The organism is Luteibacter pinisoli, assembly GCF_006385595.1.
GTDB classification, from domain to species: domain Bacteria; phylum Pseudomonadota; class Gammaproteobacteria; order Xanthomonadales; family Rhodanobacteraceae; genus Luteibacter; species Luteibacter pinisoli.
In genome coordinates, this window is sequence record NZ_CP041046.1 from 1,280,830 (window position 1) to 1,303,372 (window position 22,543).

Below are 22,543 nucleotides of genomic sequence, written 5' to 3' on the forward strand. Positions count from 1 at the left end.
ATATCAGTTATTCAATGCCTCCCGCCGCGCCCTTGCCGCTGCCGCCACCGCCCACGAAGCTGTCGCTCATGCTTGGCGCCGGCATATCCATGAGCGACGAGGCCGCCGTGGCCCGCTCGATGCGGATGTTGCCGAGCACGCTCATGGCCTGGAAGAAGCGCCACGGGTCGCCGCTGCCGGTGCCCAGCGCGATGTGGGTGGCGTCGAAGCGGCGCTGGGCCGAATCGAAGCTCACCCAGCGGTTGCCGAGCCATGCCTGGGTCCAGGCGTGCGGCACGAACACGCGGGATGCGCCGCCAAAGCGGTCCACGTAGACGATGCCGGTGACCACCCGGGCCGGGATGCCCAGGGCCCGGGCCAGCGCGGTAAGCAGCACCGCGTGTTCGGTGCAATCGCCCTTGCGGCTGTGGATGGTTTCCAGCGCGGAGGCATAACCGACATCGAGGCCTTTTTCGTTGATGTAATCGGAGAGGAACGAGCGCAGGCGGCGCATGCGCTGCAGGTCGTTCGGGGCATCACCCACGACGCGCCTGGCCAGGGCGATGACCTCGGGCGATTCCGACTGCACCCAGGGATTGGGTGCCGTGTCGTCGGTGGTCGGGCCCGGTTCGCCGCTGCGCGGCACGGCCCAGCCGACGTCCACCTGGTAGAGGCCGTCGCCCATCACGTGCACATGCTGTTCGTCGGTTTCGATGAAGGGGCTGGGGTGGTTGCCGTGGATGCTGATCATGTAACGCACCGGGGCGGCGCGCAGGCTGGGTGTCATCGGCCGCGGCGCATCCACCATGGCGGCGCGTAGCAGGTCGACATCCTGGTCGGGCGCATTGGCGCAGGCCGCATCGCACGCAGCCATTTCCATGCGGAACCCGAGCAGCGGCGCGATGCCGCGGCGGACATCGCCCTGGTCGTTCACCCACATATCGACGAACTGGGTGTTGTTCGATCCCGCCAGGGTCTGGCGGATGTGATGCAGCGTTTCGCGGCTCTGCGGCAGGTCCACGACCTCGTCGCCAACCACCAGTACATCCACGGTGGCGACCTGCTGCTTCACCGGGTCGAAGTTGCGCGTCTGGTAGGTGGTGCCCGGGCGGAAGCCCATGCGCACCATGTTCAGCCGCTGGCCTTCGACGAGGGCGGCGCCGGTGGGCCAGATCAGCAGGTTCACCCGCGACTGGCCCCCCACCGTATTGGCCACCTGGAAGGCGCCGTCGTCGCGCACCTGGCCTTCTACCAGGTTCTCCTGCGAGGACATGGACGACTTCGCATAGAAGCCCAGCGGCTGGCCGTGGGTGGACTCCACCGAACGCAGCTCCGTGCGCAGGGCGAGCGGGGTCTTGATCCGCGTGAGTCGGAAGTCCAGCACCTGGGCGGTGGTGACCTGCTTGTCGGTGGCCTCGCGGTCGATCTTGAGCTTGCCGACCTTGCGACCGTCGAGCATCACGGTCATCCATGTTTCCGTCGCCAGCGCGTACGCCGGGGCCAGGCACAACAGTACGGCGAGAACTGCGCGTGAGCGTCTCATGGGCGTACTTCCGGATTGTCGGGGACGTCTGCATAACACCACGTTCATCGGCCGAGTCAAGTCCCCCATTCGTTGGGGGTCCCGCCCGGTAGAATAGGGGTTTCCCGCCTGGACCCCGCGCCCATGAAAACCTTTGGCACCCCCCACTCACACACCGCCCTGAAAGTGCTCCTGCTGGGCTCCGGTGAGCTGGGCAAGGAAGTGGCGATCGAGCTGCAGCGCTTCGCCGTCGAGGTGATCGCGGTGGACCGCTACGCCAATGCGCCGGCCATGCAGGTGGCGCACCGCAGCCATGTCATCGACATGCTCGATGGCGACGCGCTGCGCGCCGTGATCGAAGAAGAAAAGCCGCACCTGGTCGTGCCGGAAATCGAGGCCATCCACACGCCCACGCTGATCGCGATGGAGAAGGAAGGCCTGAAGGTGATCCCCACCGCGAAGGCGGCGTGGCTCACGATGGATCGCGAAGGCATCCGCCGGCTCGCGGCGGAAGAACTCGGCCTGCCGACCTCGCCGTACCGTTTCTGCGATACGCGCGAAGCCTTTGACGAGGCTATCGCCGCGCTGGGCACGCCCTGCGTCGTCAAGCCGGTGATGAGCTCGTCGGGCAAGGGCCAGAGCGTGGTGCGCACGCCCGCCGATGCGGGCGACGCGTGGGACTACGCACAGTCCGGTGGTCGCGCCGGCAAGGGCCGGGTCATCGTCGAAGGCTTCATCGATTTCGACTACGAGATCACCCTGCTGACGGTGCGCCATCGCGACGGCGTGTCGTTCTGCGCGCCCATCGGCCATCGCCAGGAAGATGGCGATTACCGTGAATCGTGGCAGCCGCAGCCGATGAGCGACGCCGCGCGTGCCGCCGCCGAGCAGCAGGCCGATGCGATCACCCAGGCGCTGGGTGGCTGGGGCGTCTTCGGCGTGGAGTTCTTCGTTCGCGGTGACGAGGTAATCTTCTCCGAGGTGAGCCCGCGCCCGCACGACACCGGCCTGGTCACGCTGATCTCGCAGGACCTGTCCGAATTTGCCTTGCACGCCCGCGCCATCCTCGGCCTGCCGGTGCCGGAGATCCATCAGTTCGCCCCGGCCGCCTCATGCGCGGTGCTGGTGGAGGGGGAGGGCCATGCGCCCACGTACCACGGCATCGCCGACGCGCTGGCCGAGACGGGCACCATGCTTCGCATCTTCGGCAAGCCGGAAGTGCGCGGTCGCCGGCGCATGGCGGTGACGCTGGCCCGGGCCGCTACCGTCGGGGAAGCGCTGGAAAAGGCCAAGCGGGCGGCCAGCCGGATCCGCGTGGAGCTCTAGCCCTACAACGTCCGTTCACGCCCGAATGTTAAGCTGCCCAGCTCCTAGGGACGATGCATGGCCATGAGCGGACGCCGAGACCCCCACGAACGCACCGAGCCCACGCTGGGTCGCCTCGACGACCTGGACAAGCCCGCGCCGCCGGTTGACGACGGCTTGCCCCACATCGTGGTGGACGAGCCGCGTCGTGGCCGTGGCGGGGCCGTGCCTCCGCCGCGCTCGCGCCGGCCGCAGCCGCCACGCAAGCGCGGCTGGCTCATCCCGCTGCTGGTGTTGCTGCTGATCGGCGTGGCGACCGCGCTGTACCTGCAGCAGGACCGCCTGCGTAACCTGGTGCCCAGCACCGAGCTCAACGACACCCTGTCCCAGGCCAACGCCGCGTTGGACGCGGGCAGGCTCGACGGCAGCAACGGCGACAGCGCGCGCGAGCTTTTTGAGAAGGCCCGCGACCAGCAGCCTGACAGCGACCAGGCCCGTGATGGCCTGCGCCGCGTCGGCCAGGCTGAAATCAGCCGTGCCGATGCCGCGCTGGGTGCGGGCCACCTGGACGAAGCCGAGGCGGCGCTCAACGTCGCCCGTGAACTGCTCGGTGGCGGCAACGACGTGGAGCAGTTGTCGCAGCGCCTCTCGCAGGCGCGCAATCCGCAGAAGCAGACCGAATCCCTGGTTGACCAGGCCCAGCAGGCACTGGCCGCCGGCAAGCTCGATGGCGACGATGGTGCCGGCCCGCTGTATCGCCGCGTGCTCGATGCCGACAAGAACAACGCCGTGGCCGCGCGCGGGCTCGACAAAGTGGGTGACGGCCTGGCCGCGCAGGCACGCCAGGCCATCGCCGACAACGACCGCGCGAAGGCCAACGCCATCGTCGACCGCATCGCCATCCTCGTGCCCGGCTACGGCGACCTGCCGTCGCTGCGCGCCGCGCTGGCAGAAACCCGCAAGCAGGATGACCAGGCGGTATCCGCCCTGATCCAGCAGGGTAACGACGCCATGCGCGCCGGCCGCTTCACGGGTGATGGCGACGACAACGCGCTGGCCCGTTTCCGCGCGGCACTCGCCGCCGACCCGGACAACGCCGACGCGAAGGCCGGCCTCGGCCAGGTGGCGCAGGCGCTGATCGTGCAGGCCAACGCCGCGATCGACAGCGAAGACGACGACCAGGCCACGCGGCTGCTCGACCAGGCCGCGAAGCTGGCGCCGAAGTCGGCCGAACTGGCTGCCGCCCGCGCGCGCATCGGCGGTGCGGGCAAGCCGGCATCGCCGTCGGCCGCCGGTGCCGGCAAGCTGCCCGTGGCCGGCGACGACGCTACCGCCCAGGCCTCGCTGGAAGTGAGCCCCGAGCAGAAGGCGCGGGTCACCGCCCTCGTGCGCCGTGCGCAACAGGCGGCGGCACGTGGCGACATCATGGATCCGCCCGGCGACAGCGCCTACGACCTCTATCGCAATGCACTGTCGATTGATGGCAACGATGCGAGTGCCCGCGCAGGCCTCCAGGCGCTGCCGTCGCAGGTCGAGACCCAGATGCAGCAGGCCGTGGCCAACGGCAACGTCAAGCGGGCCGAAGATCTCTACGCCACCCTCTCGGACCTGGCGCCGGGCGATGCGTCGCAGGGCGACCTGCGCCACAAGCTGGGTAGCGCGTGGATCGACAACGCCGTGCAGCGTGCCGCGCAGGGCGATCGCCAGGGCGCCTTCCAGGCGCTGGATCGCGCACGTCGCTATGCGCCGGACGATCCGCGCCTGCAAAGCACCTACGAACGCATTGCCACGGGCCGCTGAGAACGCATGACGGTATTGGTGATTGGCGCGTCCAGCCAGGTCGGGCGCTTCCTGCTTCCCCGCCTCGATGCCCTGGAATGCGACTGGATTGGCCTTAGCCGGCAAGCTCCGGCGGACGATCCCCGCTGGCTTCGGGGGCACCTGCCTGACGCCATGCCGACGCTGCCGCCGGTCACCGCGATCCTGTCCTCGGGCCCGCTCGACGGCCTGGCGTACTGGCTGACCGGCACCCGCCTCGAAGGCACGCCGCACATCATCGCTACCTCATCGATGAGTGCCGAAACCAAGCGCGATTCCGACGTGCCGACCGAGCGCGAGCTGTCGCTGCGCCTGCGCGATGCCGAAACCAAGCTCATCGCCACCTGTGCATCGCGCGGGATGCCGTGGACCCTGTTCCGTCCCACGCTGGTCTACGGGGCCGGCATGGACAAGAGCATCAGCCCGATCGTCCACGCCGCCCAGCGCCGTCGCGTGTTCCCGCTTCCCGCGGCGCGGGGCCAGCGGCAGCCGGTGCATGCCGACGACATCGCCGCGGCCTTCGTGGCCGCCCTGGTCACGGCCCGCGCCCGTGGCAAAACGTTCCCCATCGGCGGTGGCGAACGTCTTTCCGCGGCCGAGATGTTCCGTCGCGCCCGGCGTAGCGCGGGTGTCTTCACCCTTCCGGTGCCGCTCCCGCGGGCGGCGCTGGCGCTGGCGGGGCTTGCCTATCCGGGCCTGATCGGGCCCCTGCGGCGGCTTGATAGCGACCTGATCGCCGACAATAGCGAGCTGGAGGCGATTCTCGGGATCCATCCGCGGCCGTTCCGGCCGGACCCCGCCACCTGGGCGGTCCGGGTCTAGCCCTTCGCCCGCCACCTCCCGTTCAGATGTCCGCCGGGCACATGCCCCTATCATCCGGGAACACCTCTTTCCCCAGGATCTCCCCGCGTTGGCTTTCCTGCACCGTCTCGGTTCCCTCCTGCGCGCCAGCTGGCCCTGGCTTCGCATTCCCTTCTGGCTTGTCATGGGCCTGCTCTTCGGCTTCCTGCTGCCGTACACGTTGATCCTCAACGCCCGGTTGCAGGAGCGCTTCAGTGACCTGGTGTTCGCGGTGCCGACGCGCGTCTACGCGCGCCCGCTGCTGATCGAGCCGGGCCGGGCGATGTCGCCGGCCGCGCTGGAGCTGGAGCTGACCTTCGCCGGCTATACGCCGGATGGCGCGGGCAAGGTCCAGGGCAGCTACTCGAAGAATGGTTCGCGCTTCATCATCAACTCGCGCGGCTATGCGGGCCCGGACGGCGGCGAGCTCGCGCATCGCCTGCGCGTCGGCCTGTCCGACGGGCAGGTGGCCTCGGTGGTCGACGATGCCAGCGGCAAGCCGATCAAGGCGATCCACCTGGATCCCGCGCGTATTGCCACGCTCTACGGCGCAGACCAGGAAGAGCGCCGGATCGTGCGCCTGGAGAACGTGCCGCCGCTGCTGGTGCAGGGCCTGCAGGCCGTCGAAGACCGCGACTTCAACCACCACATCGGCCTGGATTTCACCGCCATCGCGCGCGCCATGTTCGCCAACCTGCGCGCGGGCCACACGGTGCAGGGTGGTTCCACGCTTACCCAGCAGCTCGTGCGCAACCTGTTCCTCGATCGCAGCCAGAACTACCTGCGCAAGGTGAACGAGGCCATCCTCTCGCTGCTGATGGAAGCGCATTACCCGAAGCACCGGATCCTCGAGGCGTATGTCAACGAGGTGTTCCTCGGCCAGCAGGGCAACCAGGCCGTGCACGGCTTCGCCGCCGGCGCCGAGTTCTTCTTCGGCCGGCGCCTGGAAGAACTGCGTCCGCAGGAAATCGCCCTGCTGATCGGCCTGGTGAAGGGCCCGAGTTACTACGACCCGCGCCGTTACCCGGACCGCGCGCTGTCGCGACGCAACCTGGTGCTGCAGCAGTTCAACGACACCGGCCTGCTTGACGAGGCCGCGATGAAGGCCGCCCAGGCCACGCCGCTGGGCATCGCCACCAACGCGCAGCTGCCGCACAACCGCTTCCCGGCGTTCATGCAGCTGGTGCGCTCGCAGATCCTCGCCGACTTCGACGAAGACGCCCTGCGCAACGGCAGCCTCAGCATTTTCACCACGCTGGACCCGGCCGCGCAGCTGTATACCGAGCAGGCGATCATCACCACCACCAAGGCATTGGGTAAGCGTGGCGCCGCCGCGCAGGCCGCCGCCGTGGTCACCGACACCACCGATGGCAGCGTCCTTGCCGTGGTCGGTTCGCGTGAGCCGGGCGAGCAGGGCTTCAACCGCGCGCTCGATGCGCGTCGTTCCATCGGCTCGCTGGTCAAGCCGTTCGTTTACCTGGTGGCGCTGTCGCAGCCGTCGAAGTGGTCGCTGGCCTCCACGCTGAGCGACACGCCGATCAGCATGCGCCAGCCGGATGGCACGATGTGGACGCCACAGAATGACGACCACGAGATCCACGGCGAGGTGCCGATGATGGATGCGCTGGTGCACTCGTGGAACCTTGCCACGGTGAACCTGGGCATGCAGGTGGGCTTGCCTCGCATCAAGGGCTTCCTTGAATCGTTTGGCCTGGAAGACGTGAACCCGAGCCCGTCGTTACTGCTGGGCGCGGTGGACCTCTCGCCGCTGCAGGTGGCGCAGATGTATGAGTACATCGCGGCGGATGGCCACGCGTTGCCGCTGGTCGCCGTGCGCGGCGTGATGGACAACAAGGGCCAGGCGATCAAGCGCTATGACGTCAAGGCGGGCGAGGGTGAATACCAGCAGCCGACGCGGCTGATCCGCTACGCCATGCAGCAGGTGGTCACCAGCGGCACGGCGGCGGCCATCGGCAATTCCAGCCTGGGCTCGCTGCATGCCGCCGGCAAGACCGGTACCAGCGACAGCCAGCGCGACAGCTGGTTTGCCGGCTTCACCGGCGAACACCTGGCGGTGGTGTGGATGGGCCGCGACGACAACAAGCCCACCGGCCTCTACGGCGCCACGGGCAGCATGCGCGTGTGGCAGGAGCTGTTCCGCAAGCTGCCCACCTCGCCGTTGTCCACGCAAGTGGGTGACGGGCTCGAAATGGCCTGGGTGAACCCGCAGAGCGGCAAGCGCACCGATCCCACCTGCGAGGGCGCCCGCCAGTTCCCATTTGTCAGCGGCTACGTGCCGGAACAGGAGCAGGGCTGTTTCTGGCAGCGATTCAAGGGTATGTTCGGCGGCGGTGACGATGGCCAGCAGCCGCCGGCCCCGTCGCCCGTTCCCAGTAATCCTACGGATTGACCATGCACTACCTTCGTTATTGCGCCATGGCCGCCGCGGTGCTCGTCACCGCCTGCAGCCAGCCTGCCCCGCCGCAGGCCACCCGTCCCACCCCGCCGACGTACGACATCGTGGCGCAGATCCGCGCCGCGGGTGAGCGTGAGAAGTCGGCCATCGAAGTGGCGCCGCTGCGCGATCCGGGCGTCCAGGGCCTTGAACACGCCGCGCAATCCGACGAGCGCGCCGGCAAGTACGACGACGCCGACGCCAAGCTCGTGCAGGCGCTGAAGCTGGCGCCCGAGGCACCGGAACTGATCCAGGATCGCGCGGAAATCGCCGTGCGCAAGCAGGACTACCCGGCGGCCGAGAAGCTGGCGAAGCAGTCCTTCGAGATGGGCCCGAAGTCGGGCAGCCTGTGCGCCCGCAACCAGCAGACGATTTACGAAATGCGCATGCAGGCAGGCGACCAGAACGGCGCCATGGCGGCCCGTACCGACCTGGGCAAGTGCCACATCGCCGGTCCGAACCGCTTCTGAGTGATCGCGGGGGCTCAGCCCCCGCGGATCTTCCGGCCGTGGGCGTGGACGGTGTCCACGAGCACCTTCACGTTTTCCGGGTCCACTTCCGGCGTGATGCCGTGGCCGAGGTTGAAGACGTGGCCGGGGTGGTTGCCGAAGGCATCCAGCACCGCACGGGCTTCGCGGGCCACGACTTCGGGCGAGGCGCGCAGCACGGCCGGGTCGAGGTTGCCCTGCAGGGCCACGTCCTTGCCGACGCGCTGGCGGGCTTCGCCGATATCCAGCGTCCAGTCCACGCCCAGCGCATCGCAGCCGGTGTCGGCCAGCGCTTCCAGCTGGCCACCCGCGCCCTTGGAGAACAGGATCACGGGGATGCCGTCGCAGGCCGGGTCGGCCTTCACCGCATCCACGACCTGGGCCATGTAATGCAGCGAGAACTCACGGAACGGGGCAGGGCCTAGCAGGCCACCCCAGGTGTCGAACACCATCAGCGCCTGGGCGCCCGCGCGCGCCTGCGCGATGAGGTACGCCGCGACGGACTGCGCCACGGTGTCGAGCAACTTGTGCGCGAGCGCCGGGTCGTTCCAGGCCATGGCCTTCACCCGTGCGAAATCGCGCGAGCCTTCGCCTTCCACCATGTAGCAGGCCAGCGTCCATGGGCTGCCCGAGAAGCCGATCAGCGGCACGCGGCCGTCGAGTTCCTTGCGAATCAGGCGCACGGCGTCCATCACGTAGCGCAGCTCGCCGTCCATGTCGGGCACGGCAAGGGCGTGGATCGACGCGGCGTCACGCAGCGGACGGGCGAAACGCGGTCCCTCACCGGCCTCGAACGACAGGCCCAGGCCCATCGCGTCAGGGATGGTGAGGATGTCAGAGAAGAGGATGGCCGCGTCCAGCTCGAAGCGCGCCAGTGGCTGCAACGTCACTTCGCAGGCGTATTCGGGGTTCGTGGCCAGGCCCATGAAGCTGCCGGCACGGCCGCGGGTTTCGCGGTATTCCGGCAGGTAGCGGCCGGCCTGGCGCATCACCCAGATGGGCGTGGTGTCGGTGGCCTCGCGGCGCAGTGCGCGCAGGAAACGGTCGTTGCGGAGCACGTCAGCGGCCATGCGCTGACTCCTGGCCCTGGCTGAACATCACTTTGAAACCCTTTTTGATCTGGGCGTCGCGCGCCTTTTCGAACGCGGCGAGCGCGGCATCGCGCTCCAGGTAGACATCGCGCTTCAGCGTCGCCTTGCCACCCTGCGTGCCGCTTTCACGGTACAGGGTCCAGCCGCCGAGCAGGTCCTGCTCGAGGGTGATCTGGACGTAGCGGGGCGCTTCAGCGCCCGTCGCCGGCATGGTTTGCATGTAGATCCGCATGGCACCGACCTGGGATGACGCAAGAACCGACCATTGTAGGGGATGTTTAGCCCAGCACCCCAAGCACGTCCGCATCGGCCACGCCCGCGACGATCTCGGCCCGGCCGACGCCGCGCCACAAAATCAGTCGCAGCGTGCCCGCGGTGTTTTTCTTGTCCAGCCGCATCAGGTCAAGCAGGCGGCTGGCCGCATGCAGGCGCGACGGCTCGGTGGGCAGGCCAAGGCGCTGCAACAGCGCCACCAGCCGGTCCGTATCCGCCGCCGGTGCCATGCCCAGGTTCGCGGAGAGGCGCGCCGCCAGCACCATGCCGATGGCGACGCCTTCGCCGTGCAGGATCTCGCTGTAGTTGCCTGCGGTTTCCAGCGCGTGGCCGAAGGTGTGGCCCAGGTTGAGCAGGGCACGTTCGCCCTGTTCGGTTTCATCGCGCGCGACCACGCCGGCCTTGTAGCGGCACTTGCGGGCGATGGCTTCCACCAGCACGCCGGGCTCGCGCGCGGCGAGTGCATCGGCGTTTGCTTCCAGCCAGGCGAAGAACGGTTCGTCACCAATGGCGGCGCCCTTGACGATTTCCGCGACGCCGGCGAGGAATTCGCGCTGCGGCAGCGAGCGCAGCACGTCGATATCGGCCACCACCGCGCGCGGCTGGTGGAACGCGCCAACGAGGTTCTTGCCCGCCGGCAGGTTCACGCCCGTTTTGCCGCCGACCGACGAATCCACCATCGCCAGCAGCGTGGTGGGCATCTGGATGAAGTCGATGCCGCGCATCCAGCAGGCCGCGGCAAAGCCGGCAAGATCGCCCACGACGCCGCCGCCCAGGGCGATGACGCAGGCATCGCGGGTGGCACCCAGCGCGGCCAGGGCATCGAGCACCTTGCCGACGTTGGCGAAGGTCTTGTGTGTTTCGCCATCGCCAAGCAGGTGCACGGACCAGTGCAGCCCTTCCAGGCCTTTTTCCAGCGCGCCGAGGTACAGCGGGGCGACCGTGGTGTTGCTGACGACCAGCACGTGGCGGCCGCGGATGCGCGCGCGCCAGCGCGCGCTGTCACCGATCAGGCCGGGGCCAATCCATACGGGGTAATCGCGGCCGGCCAGTTCGACGTCGACGGTTTCCATCAGGCGCGCCTCCAGTGGCGATCGAGCAGTGCCACGGCACGGGGCAGGGCGTCATCGGGGCCTTCATGGCGGCCGCGGAAGATCAGGTCGGCCACTTCTTCGTAGACGTGGTTGCGTGCATCGGCCAGCGCCTCGAGACGGCCGCGGCGATCACCGCCGGCGATCATCGGGCGGGCCGTATCGTGCTGCAGGCGATCGAGCTGTTCGTCCACTTCCACCGCCAGCATCAGCACCGCGCCGCGGGTCATCAGGATTTCCCGGTTCGCGCCAGCCATCACCGCGCCAGCGCCGGTGGCGAGCACGATGCCCTGGCGAAGGCTAAACTCGTCCAGGTGCGCGCTTTCCCGCGCGCGGAACGTGGCCTCGCCCTCGCGTTCGAACATGCTGGCGATCGACATGCCGTGGCGTTTTTCGATCTCCACGTCCAGATCGACGAAGGGCAGGCCGTAGTGCGCCGCGAGGCGCTGGCCGATCGTGGTCTTGCCGGCGCCCGTGGGGCCGACCAGGAACAGGTTGGGCGAAGGATTCATCGCTCCCATGCTAGCAACAAGCCAGACACCCATGCATGCCGGCGTGCTCATTGCCGGCGCCGGCGACGTCGGCATGCGCGCCGCGCGCCTGTTCGCGGCGCGCGGCCACGCCGTGTTCGCCCTGCGCCGGCACCCGCCCGCGGAGGCGCCGCCGGGCGTCACCTGGGTGCGCGGTGACCTCACCGATCCGTCGTCGCTGGCCGCCTTGCCAACCGTGGGCATCGTCGTGTTCGCGGCCACGCCCGACGCGCGGGAGGAGGCGGCCTATCGCGCGGTCTTCGTGGACGGCCTGCGCCACCTGATCGCCGCCTTGCCGGTGGCGCCGGCACGCACCGTGTTCGTGTCGTCCAGCGCCGTGCACGGCGAGCACGGCGGCGCCTGGGTGGACGAGGCCACGCCACCGGCCCCGCCAGGCTTCAATGGGCGGGTGTTGCTCGAGGCCGAGGACTGGCTGGCCCACGCCGGCGTGGGCGGCGTCTCGGTGCGCCTGGCGGGCCTCTACGGCCCGGGCCGCACCCAGCTGCTGGATCGCCTGCGCGAGGGCAAGGCCGCCGTGCCACGCGGGCAGGGCGTGTATGCCAACCGCATCCATGTCGACGATGCGGCGGCCGCGCTGGTCCACGTGGCATGGCTGGATGCGCCGGCACCGGTTTACCTCGGCGTGGACGACACGCCCCTGCCGATCGATGTGCTGTACGACCACCTGGCCTCGCTGGTCGGCGCACCGACGCCGCCGGACGGCCCCCCGCCCGCCGGGGTAGGCAGCAAGCGACTGAGCAACGCGCTGCTGCGCGCGAGTGGGTTTCGCTGCACCTGGCCCGATGCCCGCGAGGGTTACGCCGCCCTCTTACCGTGAGGTGCCGCGCTGCGCATCGAGGCGGATGAGCAGGTCGGCTTTGGCCGGCAGCGTAGCGAGCGCGTGGCGGCTGAGCCGCTCGTAGTGCTGGAGGAAGCGGGCTAGCGCCGAGGCGTCCATGGCCCGGGGTTCGCCGCGATCGCGCAGGGGCTGCTCCGCCTCATCCCGCCAGCGCGCCACCACGTCCCACGAGGGCGCTTCCAGCAGCACCAGGGCGTCGATCGCGCTCCATAACGGCTGGTACGCCGGCAGCTGCGCATTCACCCACCGGCGCCACGTGCCGTCGGGATCCTCGTCGCGCTCCAGCGCGTTCACCGGCGCCGCCAGCGCCGCCTCGTCCTGCGGACCGACGCCCAGGCACCAGCCTTCCAGCACCACCAGCGCAGGAACCTCGGGCTCGGCCGGCCAGAGGCGGGTGTCGTAGCGATCGTCCGCGCCCTTGTCGAAGCGCGGGATCGGTACCGGGCGCTCGGGCGAGGCCTTTTCCAGCGCGCTGAGTGTCGAGGCGAGCAAGGCGAGATCGTGGGTGCCCGGGACCCCGCGCGTGCGCAGCAACGGGTGCACCTGGCGGCCGAGGGCCTGGCGCTCGGCGTGGGTGAGGTAGGCGTCATCCAGCGAGAGGGTGACCGCACCGAGGCCACGCGCGGCGGCGGCCTGGATCAGCCCGGCGCCCAGCGTGCTCTTGCCGCTGCCCTGGAGCCCGGAGATGCCGAGGATAAACGGCCGCCCCGCCTGCGCGATGGCTGCGGCGAAACGTCCAAGGACCCCCTCGGCCAGCGTGCTAGCATCCGTCGATTCCATGGTGCACGAGCCTACCCCATCATCATGCTGAGCCAAGACATCCTCCAGACCTTCCGCGGCTTGCTCGACGAAGCAAAGACCGGCGGCGAACTCGAACCGACGGCGATGAATCTTGCCACGGTGGACGGTAACGGCCGCGTGCACTCGCGCATCGTTCTGCTCAAGGCCGTCGACGAACACGGCCTGCAGTTCTTCACCAACTACGAAAGCGACAAGGCCGCGCAGATCGCCGGGCATGACCAGGTTGCCCTGTGCTTCCACTGGAAGACCCTGCGCGAAGGCATCCAGGTGCGCTTCGAAGGCCGTGCGCGGAAGACCTCGTCCGAAGTGTCGGACGCGTACTTCGCCACGCGCCCGCGCGGCAGCCAGATCGGCGCGTGGGCCTCGAAGCAGAGCCAGGAACTGCCGGACCGGCAGACCTTTGAAGACCGCGTGGCCCATTTCGAGAAGGAGTTCGAGGGCCGCGACGTGCCGCGCCCGGCCCACTGGGGCGGCTACCTGGTGTCGCCGGACCGCATCGAGTTCTGGTACGGCGCCACCTTCCGCCTGCACGAACGCATCGTGCACACCGGCCACGGTACAAGCTGGAGCACCCGCCTGCTCTATCCGTGAGGTTGCCATGAGCCGTGCCCAGCCTGTGCAGCACATTGCCCAGACGACCTTCACCGTGCACACGCGCGGTCGTTCGCTCAGCGAGGTGACCCAGCGCATCGCCGAGGCCATCACGGCCAGCGGCGTGGGTACCGGGCTGGCCAACGTGTTCGTGCAGCACACCAGTGCGTCGCTGCTGATTGGCGAGAACGCCGATCCCACCGTGGTGGCCGATCTCGAACGATTCTTCGCCCGCCTCGTGCCCGACGGCGATCCGCTGTTCCGGCACCAGGACGAAGGCCCGGACGACATGCCGGCGCACGTGCGCTCGGTACTCACCGGCGTGTCGCTGTCGGTGCCCGTGCATAACGGCCGGCCGTTGCTCGGCACGTGGCAAGGGGTGTTCCTCTACGAACACCGCCACGAAGCGCACCAGCGGAAGATCACCGTGACCGTGACCGGTCACTGAGCGCAGTCAAAAAAGAAGCCCGCCCGCCGTGGTGGCCACCGGGGGTGGTGGTGGGCCAGGGTCATCCATAGCGCGGCGGGCGGGGTTAAACGCTCGCCACCATGCTCGCGCCATGGCGCACGCCGCGCATCAGTACATCTACGGGATGGCAAGGCCGTTAATCCGCCTAGAAGAGCAGGCCGAGGTCTTCCGCGCGGCGGACCAGTTCCAGCGTGGTGTGCACGTCAAGAATCTGCATGATCGTGTACTTGTGCGCCTCCACCGTGCGCACCGACAGGCCGAGCCGGTCCGCGATGTGCCGTGAGCGCATGCCGGCGCCCACGAGGCGCAGCACTTCCAGTTGCTTGGGCGTCAGCTCCTGCATGCCCAGCGTATCCGCATGCAGGTAATGCGTGCCGAGTGACGGCGTGACATACGTGGATCCGGCAAAGACGTGGCGCAGTGCCGTGAGCAGTTCTTCGCCCGCCGACACCTTCAGCACATAGCCATTCGCCCCGGCGCGCATCGCCGTGGCGGCCAGTGCCGGCTCCGCGTGCATGGTCAGGAAAACGAACGGCGTGCGGTCGCCTTCGGCACGCAGGGTCTTCAGCACATCCAGCCCGCTGCCGCCGGGCATGTTCACGTCGGAGAGAATCAGGTCGGGGCGCTTTTCGCGAATCGAATCGAGCAGGCCCGGTCCGTCCTGGGTAATGGCGACCAGTTCGCAGATGCCGTCGAGCAGGCGTTCAATGCCCTCGGCCACCATGCGGTGGTCGTCGGCGTAGACGACGCGGGGAAGGGTTTCGGAGGTCGTCACGACGGCTCCAGCGGTATATGCATCCATAAGTCCACGCCCTTGCCGGGTGCGCTGCGAAGCTCGAACCGGCCGCCGAGGAGCTTGGCGCGTTCGTTCATGCTGATCAAGCCCAGCCCGGGGCGCGCGTGTGCGCCCTCGACCGGATCGAATCCACGGCCGTTGTCGAAGATCCACAGCGAGGCGCCGTCGGCATCGACCGAGGCCTTGACGGTAAGTCGCGTGGCCGCCGCGTGGCGCAGCGCGTTGGCGATGGCCTCCTGCGTCACGCGGTAAAAACACAGGGCGATGTCGTTGGCCAGGCGATCCACGCCGCGGTCGGCGATGAGCACGATTTCCAGCGCGCAGGCACGCCGCGGTGCGTGGCACAGGGCCTCGAGCGCATCGCGCAGGCCGGCATGCTCCAGCACGCTCGGGTGCAACTGGCGGGATAGCTGGCGGACGTCCTCGGAGATCGACACGAGCAGTTCACGCAGGTGGTTCACGTCAGCATGCAGGGTGGGATCCACCCGCCGGCGCAAGGCGGAAAGACCGATCGACGACGCCGCGAGGCGCTGGTTGATATCGTCGTGCAGGTCGCGCGCCAGGCGGGCGCGTTCCTGTTCCTGGGTGGCGATGAGCCGCCCGGCCAGTTCGCGCAGGTCTTCGTGCGCGCGACCCAGGGCACGGCGGCTCGAATAGCGCTGCTCCACGACCACGGAAAGGATCATCGCGCACAGTGCCGCCAGCAGGCTCCACAACTGCACCGCCAGCGTGCTGTTCGGCGGGGTGTCGGCGAGGAACGGGCCATACCCATGCACGCTCAGGTGGGCCGCCATCAGGGCGATGATGAAGATGGTGATCGAGCTGCCGGTCATCTGCGCGCGCACGATGGCGAAGATCACGACGGGTGCGGGTGCGAGGCACATCACCGGCATCAGGGCAGGGCGGCCGCCCAGCGCATACCAGACCAGGCCCAGCACGATGAGGCAGGTTCCCATGAAGCCGACGTACAGCGGCGAAAGCGGGCCCGCATGGCGCACGGCGGCTTCCGGGTTGCGCAGGCTGAGCCACACCGGCAGGTAGAGCACATAGCCCAGGGAATGGGCCATGGCGATGTTCGCCCAGTCGCTGAGTACCGTCCCGCGGAACGCGGTGTAGAGGCTGGCGTGCTCGACCAGCATGGCGCTGACCGCAGGCAGGATGACGACGGCCACCAGGACCAGTCCGCCCAGCCGGGTGAAGTCGTCCAGGCGGGTCAGGGCGTCGGGCATCTGCCGCAACAGGGCGGCCGCGACGGGAACGAGCAGCAGGGCCGCGATGATCACCAGGGCGGTATCGACCAGGGGCAGCCCGAAGGCGACGCCGGTCGCGACCAGGCCCACGAAGGCACTGAAGAACAGGGCGGCCCAGCGTTGCCAGGCATTGGCGACCATGGCACCCAGCAGCACGGCGCCGGGAAACCACACGATGTGCGTGCCGTTCTGATGGTTCCACAAGGCCGCGGAGAGCACCTGGGCCAGGGAGACGCCCGCGAACACGCCGCCGCACCACACGGTGAGGCTCCGTGTCGAGACCGCCGGAATGTCCGCCACCGCTCCTCCCGCGACGCCGAAGCGCGCATGCCACGACGGCCTGTCATCGCGCCGGGGACTGCCCCCTCGGCATCCCGCGATGACTATACGGTGCGCTGCCTGCTCGCCACGGCCGACAAGTGTGATTCCTATCACACTTTCACAAAAGTGAACGCGCAAGTTGCCGATTACGCGTGGCGGGAAGCCCATCCGTGAATGATTCTGCGCAGTTCGCTTACGCCATCGGTCAGCGCAGCCGGGCCAGGCTGGAGGATCAGGGGCGATTTCACCTCGTGCAGTTCACCGTCGCGAATGGCCGGCACGGCCTCCCAGCCGGTGCGCGCCGCTACGTGCTCGGGGCGGAACCGCTTGCCGCACCACGAACCGATGATGATGTCCGGCGCCGTGGCGATCACCTCGGCCGGGTCGGCGATGATCCGGTGCTTCGCCAGCGACTGAGTCGCCCGATGGGGCAGCGCCTCGTTGCCGCCGGCGATGCCGATCAGCTCGGAAACCCAGCGGATGCCCGAGATCAGCGGCTCGTCCCATTCCTCGAAATACACCGTGGGCCGGCGCGAAAGCCGTGACGAGGCGTCGCGTACCTCGTCCAGCCCGCGGGCGAGGCTGTCGGCCAGGGCATCGGCTTTGGCGGCCACGCCTACCAGTGCGCCGAGCCGGCGGATGTAGTCGAGGATGCCTTCCACGCTGCGGTGATTGGAGATCCACACCTCCACGCCGGCCTTGATCAGCGCCTGGGCGATGTCGGCCTGGATATCGGAGAAGCCGATGGCGATGTCGGGCTCCAGCGCCAGGATGCGATCCACCTTGGCGCTGGTGAAGGCGCTGACCTTGGGCTTGTCCCGGCGCGCGGCAGGCGGGCGCACGGTGAACCCGCTGATGCCGACGATGCGCGCCTCTTCGCCGAGCAGGTACAGGGTTTCCGTGGGCTCTTCAGTGAGGCAGACGATGCGGCGCGGACCCATGGGTTTTCCAGCGAGGGCGGGGAAGCCGTCGATTGTCGCCGCTCAGGGCATTTCGATCCAACGGCCGTGCCGGCGCACTTCCAGCGGGTGGAAGCGTCGCTTGTAGTCCATCTTCGCGTGGCCGGCGATCCAGAAGCCCAGGTACACGTACGGAATGCCCCGGCGACGGGCCAGCTCCACCTGCTGCATGATCGCCCAGGTGCCCAGGCTGCGTGCCTTTTCGTCCGGGTCGTAAAACGTATAGACGGCCGAGACGCCGGCCAGCGCCACATCGGTGACCGCGACGCCGAGCAGCCGGTCGTCCTTGCGGAATTCCAGGAACAGGGTGGGGCTCCAGGGCGCCGCGAGGAAGCGCTGGAAGTCGTCGGCGTCCGCGGCGTCCATGCCGCCGCCGCTGTGCCGGGCGTGCAGGTAGCGCTTGTACAGCGCGTGCCGCTCATGGGTGAAGCCCGGCATGGCTTCGCTGACGGTGAGGTCCGCGTTGCGGGCCAGGCAGCGGCGCTGCGTCCGGTCCGGCGCGAAGCGGTCCGCGACGATGCGGCAGGGCACGCAGGCCTGGCACGCCGCGCACTGCGGCAGGTACAGGTGGCCGCCGGCGCGGCGGAAGCCCTTCGCCAGCGCGGGCCCATAGAGCTTGTCGAGGTTGGGCGCGCCCGGATCGACCACGAGGTTTTGCGCCGTCCGCTCGGCGAAATAGCCGCAGGCATGCGGCAGGGTCTGGAACAGGCGGACGCGGTCGGTCATGGAACCATGTTATAGCTCACGGACGCGACGACTGCTCCCCGGCACCCCGCAGGTTTTCCAGTTCCTGCTGGTAGTGCTTGCGCTCCATCATTTCGATCAGCACGCGAAGCCCGCGGGCGGATTCCAGGTGCTGGCGCGACCACGGCCGTGAGCGGCCACGCACGGTTTCCTGCCACGAGGCAAAGCTCTGCCGCGGCGAAAGGCGCGCGCCGGGAATGTTCTCCAGCTTGGCCAGCGCCGGGTTGCCCGCCCAGCGCACGTGGCGCACCTGCTCGGCACGCGTCCAGATCACCGCGTTATGCGCCCCGGCCTGCAGCGGCATGAAGATCACGCCCGCCGCCAGGGTGCTGTACGCCGGGTCGGCGAGATCCGGGAAGTCCTCGCTGATCTGGTCCGTCTGCACGACGCCCGCGATGCCCTCGGCGGACGGGATGGCTTCATGCGCGGCGACCACGTCGCGGATGCGCAGCAACTGTTCCGCATCCGGCAGGTTGCCGTGGCGCATCACGCGATCGCCCGCGAACACGGCGACGCCGTCGGCATCGACGACTTCGAGCAATTCGGGCGCCAGCGAGGCGAGCAGGTCCGCGTCGATGCGTTCGCTTTCGTTAAAGGCGGTGATCAGCTTCTCGCGCACCGTGAGCAGCGTGGACTCCACCTCGATCTTGGCCAGTTCCTCGATCGCCGACACGCGCGAAGCGAAACTGCGCGCCATCGCATCGGCCACCTGGCGCATCTGGTTGTCGGCGAAGAACGGGCTGTAATGGTGGCAGGAGATCAGGCCCCACAGGCGTCCGTTGGTGATGATGGAGACGACCAGGGTGCCGGTGACGCCCATGTAACCCAGGTACTCCAGATGCACCGGCGATACGCTGCGCAGCGAGACGTCGGAGAGGTCCGTCGCGTCGCCGGTGAGCGGATCCATCGCGGGCACGATGCGTGCCGGTACATATTTGCAGTCGCTGATCTGGCGCACGCGGTTGCGCAGGTACAGCGCACGCGCCTGCACCGGGATATCCGTCGCGGGGTAGTGCAGGCCGAGGTAAGCCTCGAGCTCGTCGGCGCGCGCCTCGCCCACCACTTCGCCATGCCAGTCGTGGTCGAAGCGATACACCATGACACGGTCGTAGCCGAGCAGGTTGCGCACCGTGCGCGCGAGCCGCTGCGAGGCGCGCTCCACGCTGGGGTCGAGGTCGAGCTTGTGCGAGAGGTCGTAGGCGACGCGGATGGGGTCGTCTTCGAAATACGCTTCGCGCGGCTCAATCTCCACCATCCAGCGGGTGTCGTAGGCATGCACGGAGGCGTGCCACTCGCCGGCCTTGTGACCCTGCGGCAGCGAAACCGCCGCCCAGGCGCTATGCGCCGGACGTTCGTCGTCGGTGAACAGGTTGGCCGGTAGCGTCACCACATCATGCAGCGATGTGCCAAGCAGCGCGTCGGTGTCGACGCCGAGCAGGTCCACCGCGTTCTCGCTGACCTGCAGGATGGTCTTCGTCGCCGCGTCGGCAACGATCAACACCCCGTGCGGCTGCACGGAGCCGGGGATATGGATGGGTTCGCGGTCGCAGGCAGTAAGGTCGGGCAGGTCAGACATGGTGGCCGGGATCCTGGAGCGTGCGTTGGAAGCGCGCGAACATGCGTTGCGCGCCGACGATGGCAAGGGATTGCGCGGTGCGATCGGGAAGCATGCGGTCCAGCACCTGCTGGAAACGCCGCCACTGGCCCGGGGCGCTTTCGCCCATGGCGTAATAGGCGTGGGGCAGGGCAGGGAATTGAGTGCGCAGCTGGCGCACGATCACCTGCCCGCCGAGGGTCGAGCCTTCGATGACGTAGAGCTCTCCCCAGAATTCGGGAGGTACGTCGACATGGGAAATAACGCGCGCCGGGAGGTTCCCGTGGAGCGACAGGTCGGTTTCGAGCAGGGGGATGCGCGACTGGTACGCCCAGGCATCCGCGGCGGCGGTGATCTCGCCTGCGCGCTCATGTTCCCATGCAACGAACAGCCGCAGCTGCGCCGCCAGCAAGCCGTGGTAGCCCGCCTCGTTCATCGCCCCTGACAGCAGCGCACGCATGCCGGCCGTGGCTTCGGCCGCATCGTGGGCGTCGCGGGTGTGTTCGCGAAGGAGGCGGTGGGCCGGTGCGATCGCGGCGTCGCCATCCATTCAGAGCACCTGGGTGGCCTTCAGCACCACCATCAGCATCACCCCGGCGACGATCGCCAGGATCATCAGCCGGTAACGCGCGGCGGTTCGCTGGGCGGGCGGGCGGCGGTCTGGCGTGCGGTGGATGCGCAATTCTTCCTGAAAGCGCACCACCGGCTCGACGCCGATGTCCTTCAGCAGCGTGCGGGCCTTGGTGAAATCGTCCGCGTGCTTCACCCACACCTGCGGCCACGCACTGCGGTCGCTGTTGCGCTCCGAGTAGCTGAAACGCTGGTAGGTCGGGCGGTTGAACGTCGACCGGTTGGTCACCGTCGTTTCGATCGCGTGCTCGGCGAGCATCGCGACGACCCGGTCGATGTTGTCCTGGCGGGGGGATGTATAGATCTGGCGCATGGCCCGATTCTACGTCAATCCCCCCTTGCCGGTGACGCTCAGGGCGAGATCAGCGCCGCCTTCACATCATCCAGGTGCCCGTCGTTGGGCAGCGGCGCCAGGCCCAGCAGGTGGGCCAGCAGCGGGTAGATGTCCACGTTCTGGAAAGGCGCTACCGTCGCGCCGCGGGCGAAGGCCGGGCCGTGGGCTACGAACAGGGCACGCATGGTCGGGTCCTGGTTGTCGTAGCCGTGCTCGCCGCGCGACATCGGGTCCTTGCGCCTGGCCAGGTCGGCGTGGCTGATGATCGACCAGCCCACGTCGGCCATGCACAGGTAAGGCGGCACGCGCGCGTTCCTGCCGTAATCCAGGCGGGCCGGGAGCTGCTCCTTGCGGTAGCAGTGCATGTGCTCGTGGGGCGCGAGCAGGCGGGCGATGGCCTGGGTCGCGTCGTGGCCCTCGCGCGGCGCGAACGAGGCCATCACGCCGTACGAGACGGTATCCAGGGCGTCCAGGTCGGTGGCCTCGTCGGAGAACACGATGTTGCCCTTTGGCACGTCGGCCATGCCGTGGTCGGACACCACCACGATGTTCATGTGCTCGTACAGGCCGCGCTGGCGCAGCTGTGCCACCAGGTAGGCCAGGGCGTCGTCCACTTCACGCAGGGCGGCGTCCACTTCCGGGGAATCCGGCCCGAATTCGTGGCCGGCGTGGTCCACCGCGTCGAAGTACAGCGTTTCGAACGACGGCTTCAGGCCCGGCTCGTCGATCCACGACAGCAGCTTGTCCACGCGTGCCTTCGAGCTCAGCGAATCGTCGAACGGGATCCAGCGATCCGGGCGCACGCCGTGGATCTCGGCCTCGGTACCCGGCCAGAACATCGTGGCCGTATGCAGGCCATGCTTCTGCGCCGTCACCCAGATCGGTTCGGCCTCGGCCCACCAGCGGCCATCGCTGGTCGCCGCGTGGTTGCCAGGCTGAAGCGGCCCAGTGCCGGGTCGCGCATCGTGTTGTTCACGATGCCGTTGCGGTCCGGCACGCGGCCGGTCACCAGCGTGTAGTGGTTGGGGAAGGTGAGCGAGGGGAACGACGGCCACATGTACGGCGCATGCGCGCCCTCATCCGACATCGCCTGCAGGGTCGGGGTCAGGTGGCGCTCGACGTAGTCGGCGCGGAACGCGTCAATCGACACCAGCAGTACCGGGTCGGGCGCTTTGGTGGTGGTCTGTGCGGGGTGGGTGGCACACCCGGCAAGGACGAGGAGGAAAAACGCCGTGAAAAGGCGTGGCAGGCGGGGAAACGTGGCATTCATGGGCGGACGCGTAGGCTCTGGTACTAAGCAATCCGCCCATGATGGACGAGTCACATGACCAACGCATCACGCAAGTTCATGCTCTCCCTTCTTGCCGTCGTACCCGTCCTTGCGTTCGCGCAGGCCGCGCCGCAGCCGGCCGCCGCGCCGAAGCCCGCGCCGCGCCCCAAGGTGTACACGCCGGTGCAGAGCCCCAGCCAGCGCTGGCAGCAGCAGTCCAGCCAGCAGCAGCTGATCAATCGGCAGAACCAGAACGCGGTGCAGGAGCAGCTGCGCCAGAACAACCTGAATAACCAGGCGAACAGTGCGACGGACCCGGCCATGCGCACACAGCTGAATAACGCCAACCAGTCGCAGCAACAGCAGTACCGCGCGCGCCAGGACGCCGCCGCCCGGCAGTACCAGGACAAGCAGACGGTCCAGCCGGCGCCGGCCACCACCCGATAAGGGCAAGGTGTACCAACGTGTTGCGACGCACATGGCCCGCAAGGGCCGGGCGGCTCATAATCGGGGATTCGCTTCCACACCCCTAC

Annotated in this window: 22 protein-coding genes and 1 pseudogene; 9 read left to right on the plus strand and 14 right to left on the minus strand. The window is 68.6% G+C overall.

All coding sequences use genetic code 11. The features are described from left to right. Positions 1–7: 7 nt before the first annotated feature. The gene (locus FIV34_RS05845) at positions 8–1,522 is read right to left on the minus strand and encodes a transglutaminase-like domain-containing protein (RefSeq protein ID WP_139980568.1); all 1,515 of its coding nucleotides are present in this window, start codon (positions 1,520–1,522) and stop codon (positions 8–10) included. 123 nt (positions 1,523–1,645) lie between these two features. Here FIV34_RS05845 and purT point away from each other — a divergent pair, with 123 nt between their 5' ends. The 5 genes from purT to FIV34_RS05870 all read left to right on the plus strand — a co-directional run bounded on the left by purT (position 1,646) and on the right by FIV34_RS05870 (position 8,389). Continuing rightward, entirely contained in the window at positions 1,646–2,827 is a 1,182-nt protein-coding gene (purT, locus tag FIV34_RS05850) for a formate-dependent phosphoribosylglycinamide formyltransferase (protein ID WP_139980570.1), read from the plus strand. A 63-nt stretch (positions 2,828–2,890) separates the two neighbouring features. Further along, a complete protein-coding gene (locus FIV34_RS05855; protein WP_139980572.1) occupies positions 2,891–4,606 on the plus strand; it encodes a hypothetical protein in 1,716 nt (571 codons plus the stop codon). 6 nt (positions 4,607–4,612) lie between these two features. Next, positions 4,613–5,446, plus strand: a complete 834-nt coding sequence (locus tag FIV34_RS05860; RefSeq protein ID WP_139980574.1) for an SDR family oxidoreductase — start codon at positions 4,613–4,615, stop codon at positions 5,444–5,446. Positions 5,447–5,534: 88 nt separating this feature from the next. Next, positions 5,535–7,874, plus strand: a complete 2,340-nt coding sequence (mrcB, locus tag FIV34_RS05865; protein WP_139980576.1) for a penicillin-binding protein 1B — start codon at positions 5,535–5,537, stop codon at positions 7,872–7,874. Positions 7,875–7,876: 2 nt separating this feature from the next. After that, positions 7,877–8,389, plus strand: coding sequence for a tetratricopeptide repeat protein (locus FIV34_RS05870; protein WP_139980578.1), 513 nt, complete (start codon positions 7,877–7,879; stop codon positions 8,387–8,389). Positions 8,390–8,403: 14 nt separating this feature from the next. Here FIV34_RS05870 and hemE read toward each other — a convergent pair whose 3' ends face one another. Genes hemE through FIV34_RS05890 form a run of 4 tightly spaced genes read right to left on the minus strand, consistent with a single transcriptional unit; the run spans position 8,404 to position 11,374 of the window. Beyond that, complete coding sequence (gene hemE, locus FIV34_RS05875; protein ID WP_139980580.1) at positions 8,404–9,477, minus strand: uroporphyrinogen decarboxylase; 1,074 nt, start codon at positions 9,475–9,477, stop codon at positions 8,404–8,406. Then, on the minus strand, positions 9,467–9,730 hold the full coding sequence (locus FIV34_RS05880) for a WGR domain-containing protein (protein ID WP_139980595.1): 264 nt from the start codon (positions 9,728–9,730) through the stop codon (positions 9,467–9,469). Before FIV34_RS05880 ends, hemE begins: the two co-directional genes overlap by 11 nt. Positions 9,731–9,776: 46 nt before the next feature. After that, entirely contained in the window at positions 9,777–10,844 is a 1,068-nt protein-coding gene (aroB, locus tag FIV34_RS05885; RefSeq protein WP_139980597.1) for a 3-dehydroquinate synthase, read from the minus strand. Further along, positions 10,844–11,374 (minus strand): shikimate kinase, encoded by a 531-nt coding sequence (locus FIV34_RS05890; RefSeq protein WP_139980599.1) that lies wholly within the window; start codon positions 11,372–11,374, stop codon positions 10,844–10,846. The genes aroB and FIV34_RS05890 overlap by 1 nt, the downstream gene beginning before the upstream one ends. Positions 11,375–11,405: 31 nt before the next feature. Between FIV34_RS05890 and FIV34_RS05895 the strand changes: the two genes are divergently transcribed. Beyond that, positions 11,406–12,230: an NAD-dependent epimerase/dehydratase family protein gene (locus FIV34_RS05895; protein WP_139985732.1), complete on the plus strand. Its 825-nt coding sequence runs from the start codon at positions 11,406–11,408 to the stop codon at positions 12,228–12,230. Here the strand turns inward: FIV34_RS05895 and FIV34_RS05900 are convergent. Then, complete coding sequence (locus tag FIV34_RS05900; RefSeq protein ID WP_139980601.1) at positions 12,222–13,031, minus strand: kinase; 810 nt, start codon at positions 13,029–13,031, stop codon at positions 12,222–12,224. The genes FIV34_RS05895 and FIV34_RS05900 overlap by 9 nt on opposite strands. A gap of 24 nt (positions 13,032–13,055) precedes the next feature. Here FIV34_RS05900 and pdxH point away from each other — a divergent pair, with 24 nt between their 5' ends. Both pdxH and FIV34_RS05910 read left to right on the plus strand, forming a co-directional pair. Beyond that, complete coding sequence (pdxH, locus tag FIV34_RS05905; RefSeq protein ID WP_139980603.1) at positions 13,056–13,643, plus strand: pyridoxamine 5'-phosphate oxidase; 588 nt, start codon at positions 13,056–13,058, stop codon at positions 13,641–13,643. Positions 13,644–13,650: 7 nt separating this feature from the next. Beyond that, on the plus strand, positions 13,651–14,091 hold the full coding sequence (locus FIV34_RS05910; protein ID WP_139980605.1) for a secondary thiamine-phosphate synthase enzyme YjbQ: 441 nt from the start codon (positions 13,651–13,653) through the stop codon (positions 14,089–14,091). A 166-nt stretch (positions 14,092–14,257) separates the two neighbouring features. Here FIV34_RS05910 and FIV34_RS05915 read toward each other — a convergent pair whose 3' ends face one another. The 8 genes and pseudogenes from FIV34_RS05915 to FIV34_RS05950 form a co-directional block, all read right to left on the minus strand. Beyond that, on the minus strand, positions 14,258–14,887 hold the full coding sequence (locus FIV34_RS05915; RefSeq protein ID WP_246058762.1) for a response regulator: 630 nt from the start codon (positions 14,885–14,887) through the stop codon (positions 14,258–14,260). Continuing rightward, positions 14,884–16,458 (minus strand): sensor histidine kinase, encoded by a 1,575-nt coding sequence (locus FIV34_RS05920; protein WP_170207521.1) that lies wholly within the window; start codon positions 16,456–16,458, stop codon positions 14,884–14,886. Before FIV34_RS05920 ends, FIV34_RS05915 begins: the two co-directional genes overlap by 4 nt. A gap of 167 nt (positions 16,459–16,625) precedes the next feature. Beyond that, positions 16,626–17,420, minus strand: a complete 795-nt coding sequence (locus FIV34_RS05925) for an ABC transporter substrate-binding protein (RefSeq protein ID WP_139980612.1) — start codon at positions 17,418–17,420, stop codon at positions 16,626–16,628. A gap of 42 nt (positions 17,421–17,462) precedes the next feature. After that, the gene (locus FIV34_RS05930) at positions 17,463–18,164 is read right to left on the minus strand and encodes an arginyltransferase (RefSeq protein ID WP_139980614.1); all 702 of its coding nucleotides are present in this window, start codon (positions 18,162–18,164) and stop codon (positions 17,463–17,465) included. A gap of 16 nt (positions 18,165–18,180) precedes the next feature. Then, positions 18,181–19,758 carry a GAF domain-containing protein gene (locus FIV34_RS05935; protein ID WP_139980616.1) on the minus strand — a complete coding sequence of 526 codons (1,578 nt, stop codon included), beginning with the start codon at positions 19,756–19,758 and terminating at the stop codon, positions 18,181–18,183. After that, positions 19,751–20,326, minus strand: a complete 576-nt coding sequence (locus tag FIV34_RS05940; protein WP_139980618.1) for a biliverdin-producing heme oxygenase — start codon at positions 20,324–20,326, stop codon at positions 19,751–19,753. Before FIV34_RS05940 ends, FIV34_RS05935 begins: the two co-directional genes overlap by 8 nt. Next, on the minus strand, positions 20,327–20,719 hold the full coding sequence (locus FIV34_RS05945; protein WP_139980620.1) for a hypothetical protein: 393 nt from the start codon (positions 20,717–20,719) through the stop codon (positions 20,327–20,329). Positions 20,720–20,757: 38 nt separating this feature from the next. Next, positions 20,758–22,010, minus strand: a pseudogene (locus FIV34_RS05950) (alkaline phosphatase family protein). A gap of 54 nt (positions 22,011–22,064) precedes the next feature. Here FIV34_RS05950 and FIV34_RS05955 point away from each other — a divergent pair. Beyond that, the gene (locus FIV34_RS05955; RefSeq protein ID WP_139980622.1) at positions 22,065–22,457 is read left to right on the plus strand and encodes a hypothetical protein; all 393 of its coding nucleotides are present in this window, start codon (positions 22,065–22,067) and stop codon (positions 22,455–22,457) included. The last annotated feature ends 86 nt before the right edge of the window (positions 22,458–22,543 follow it).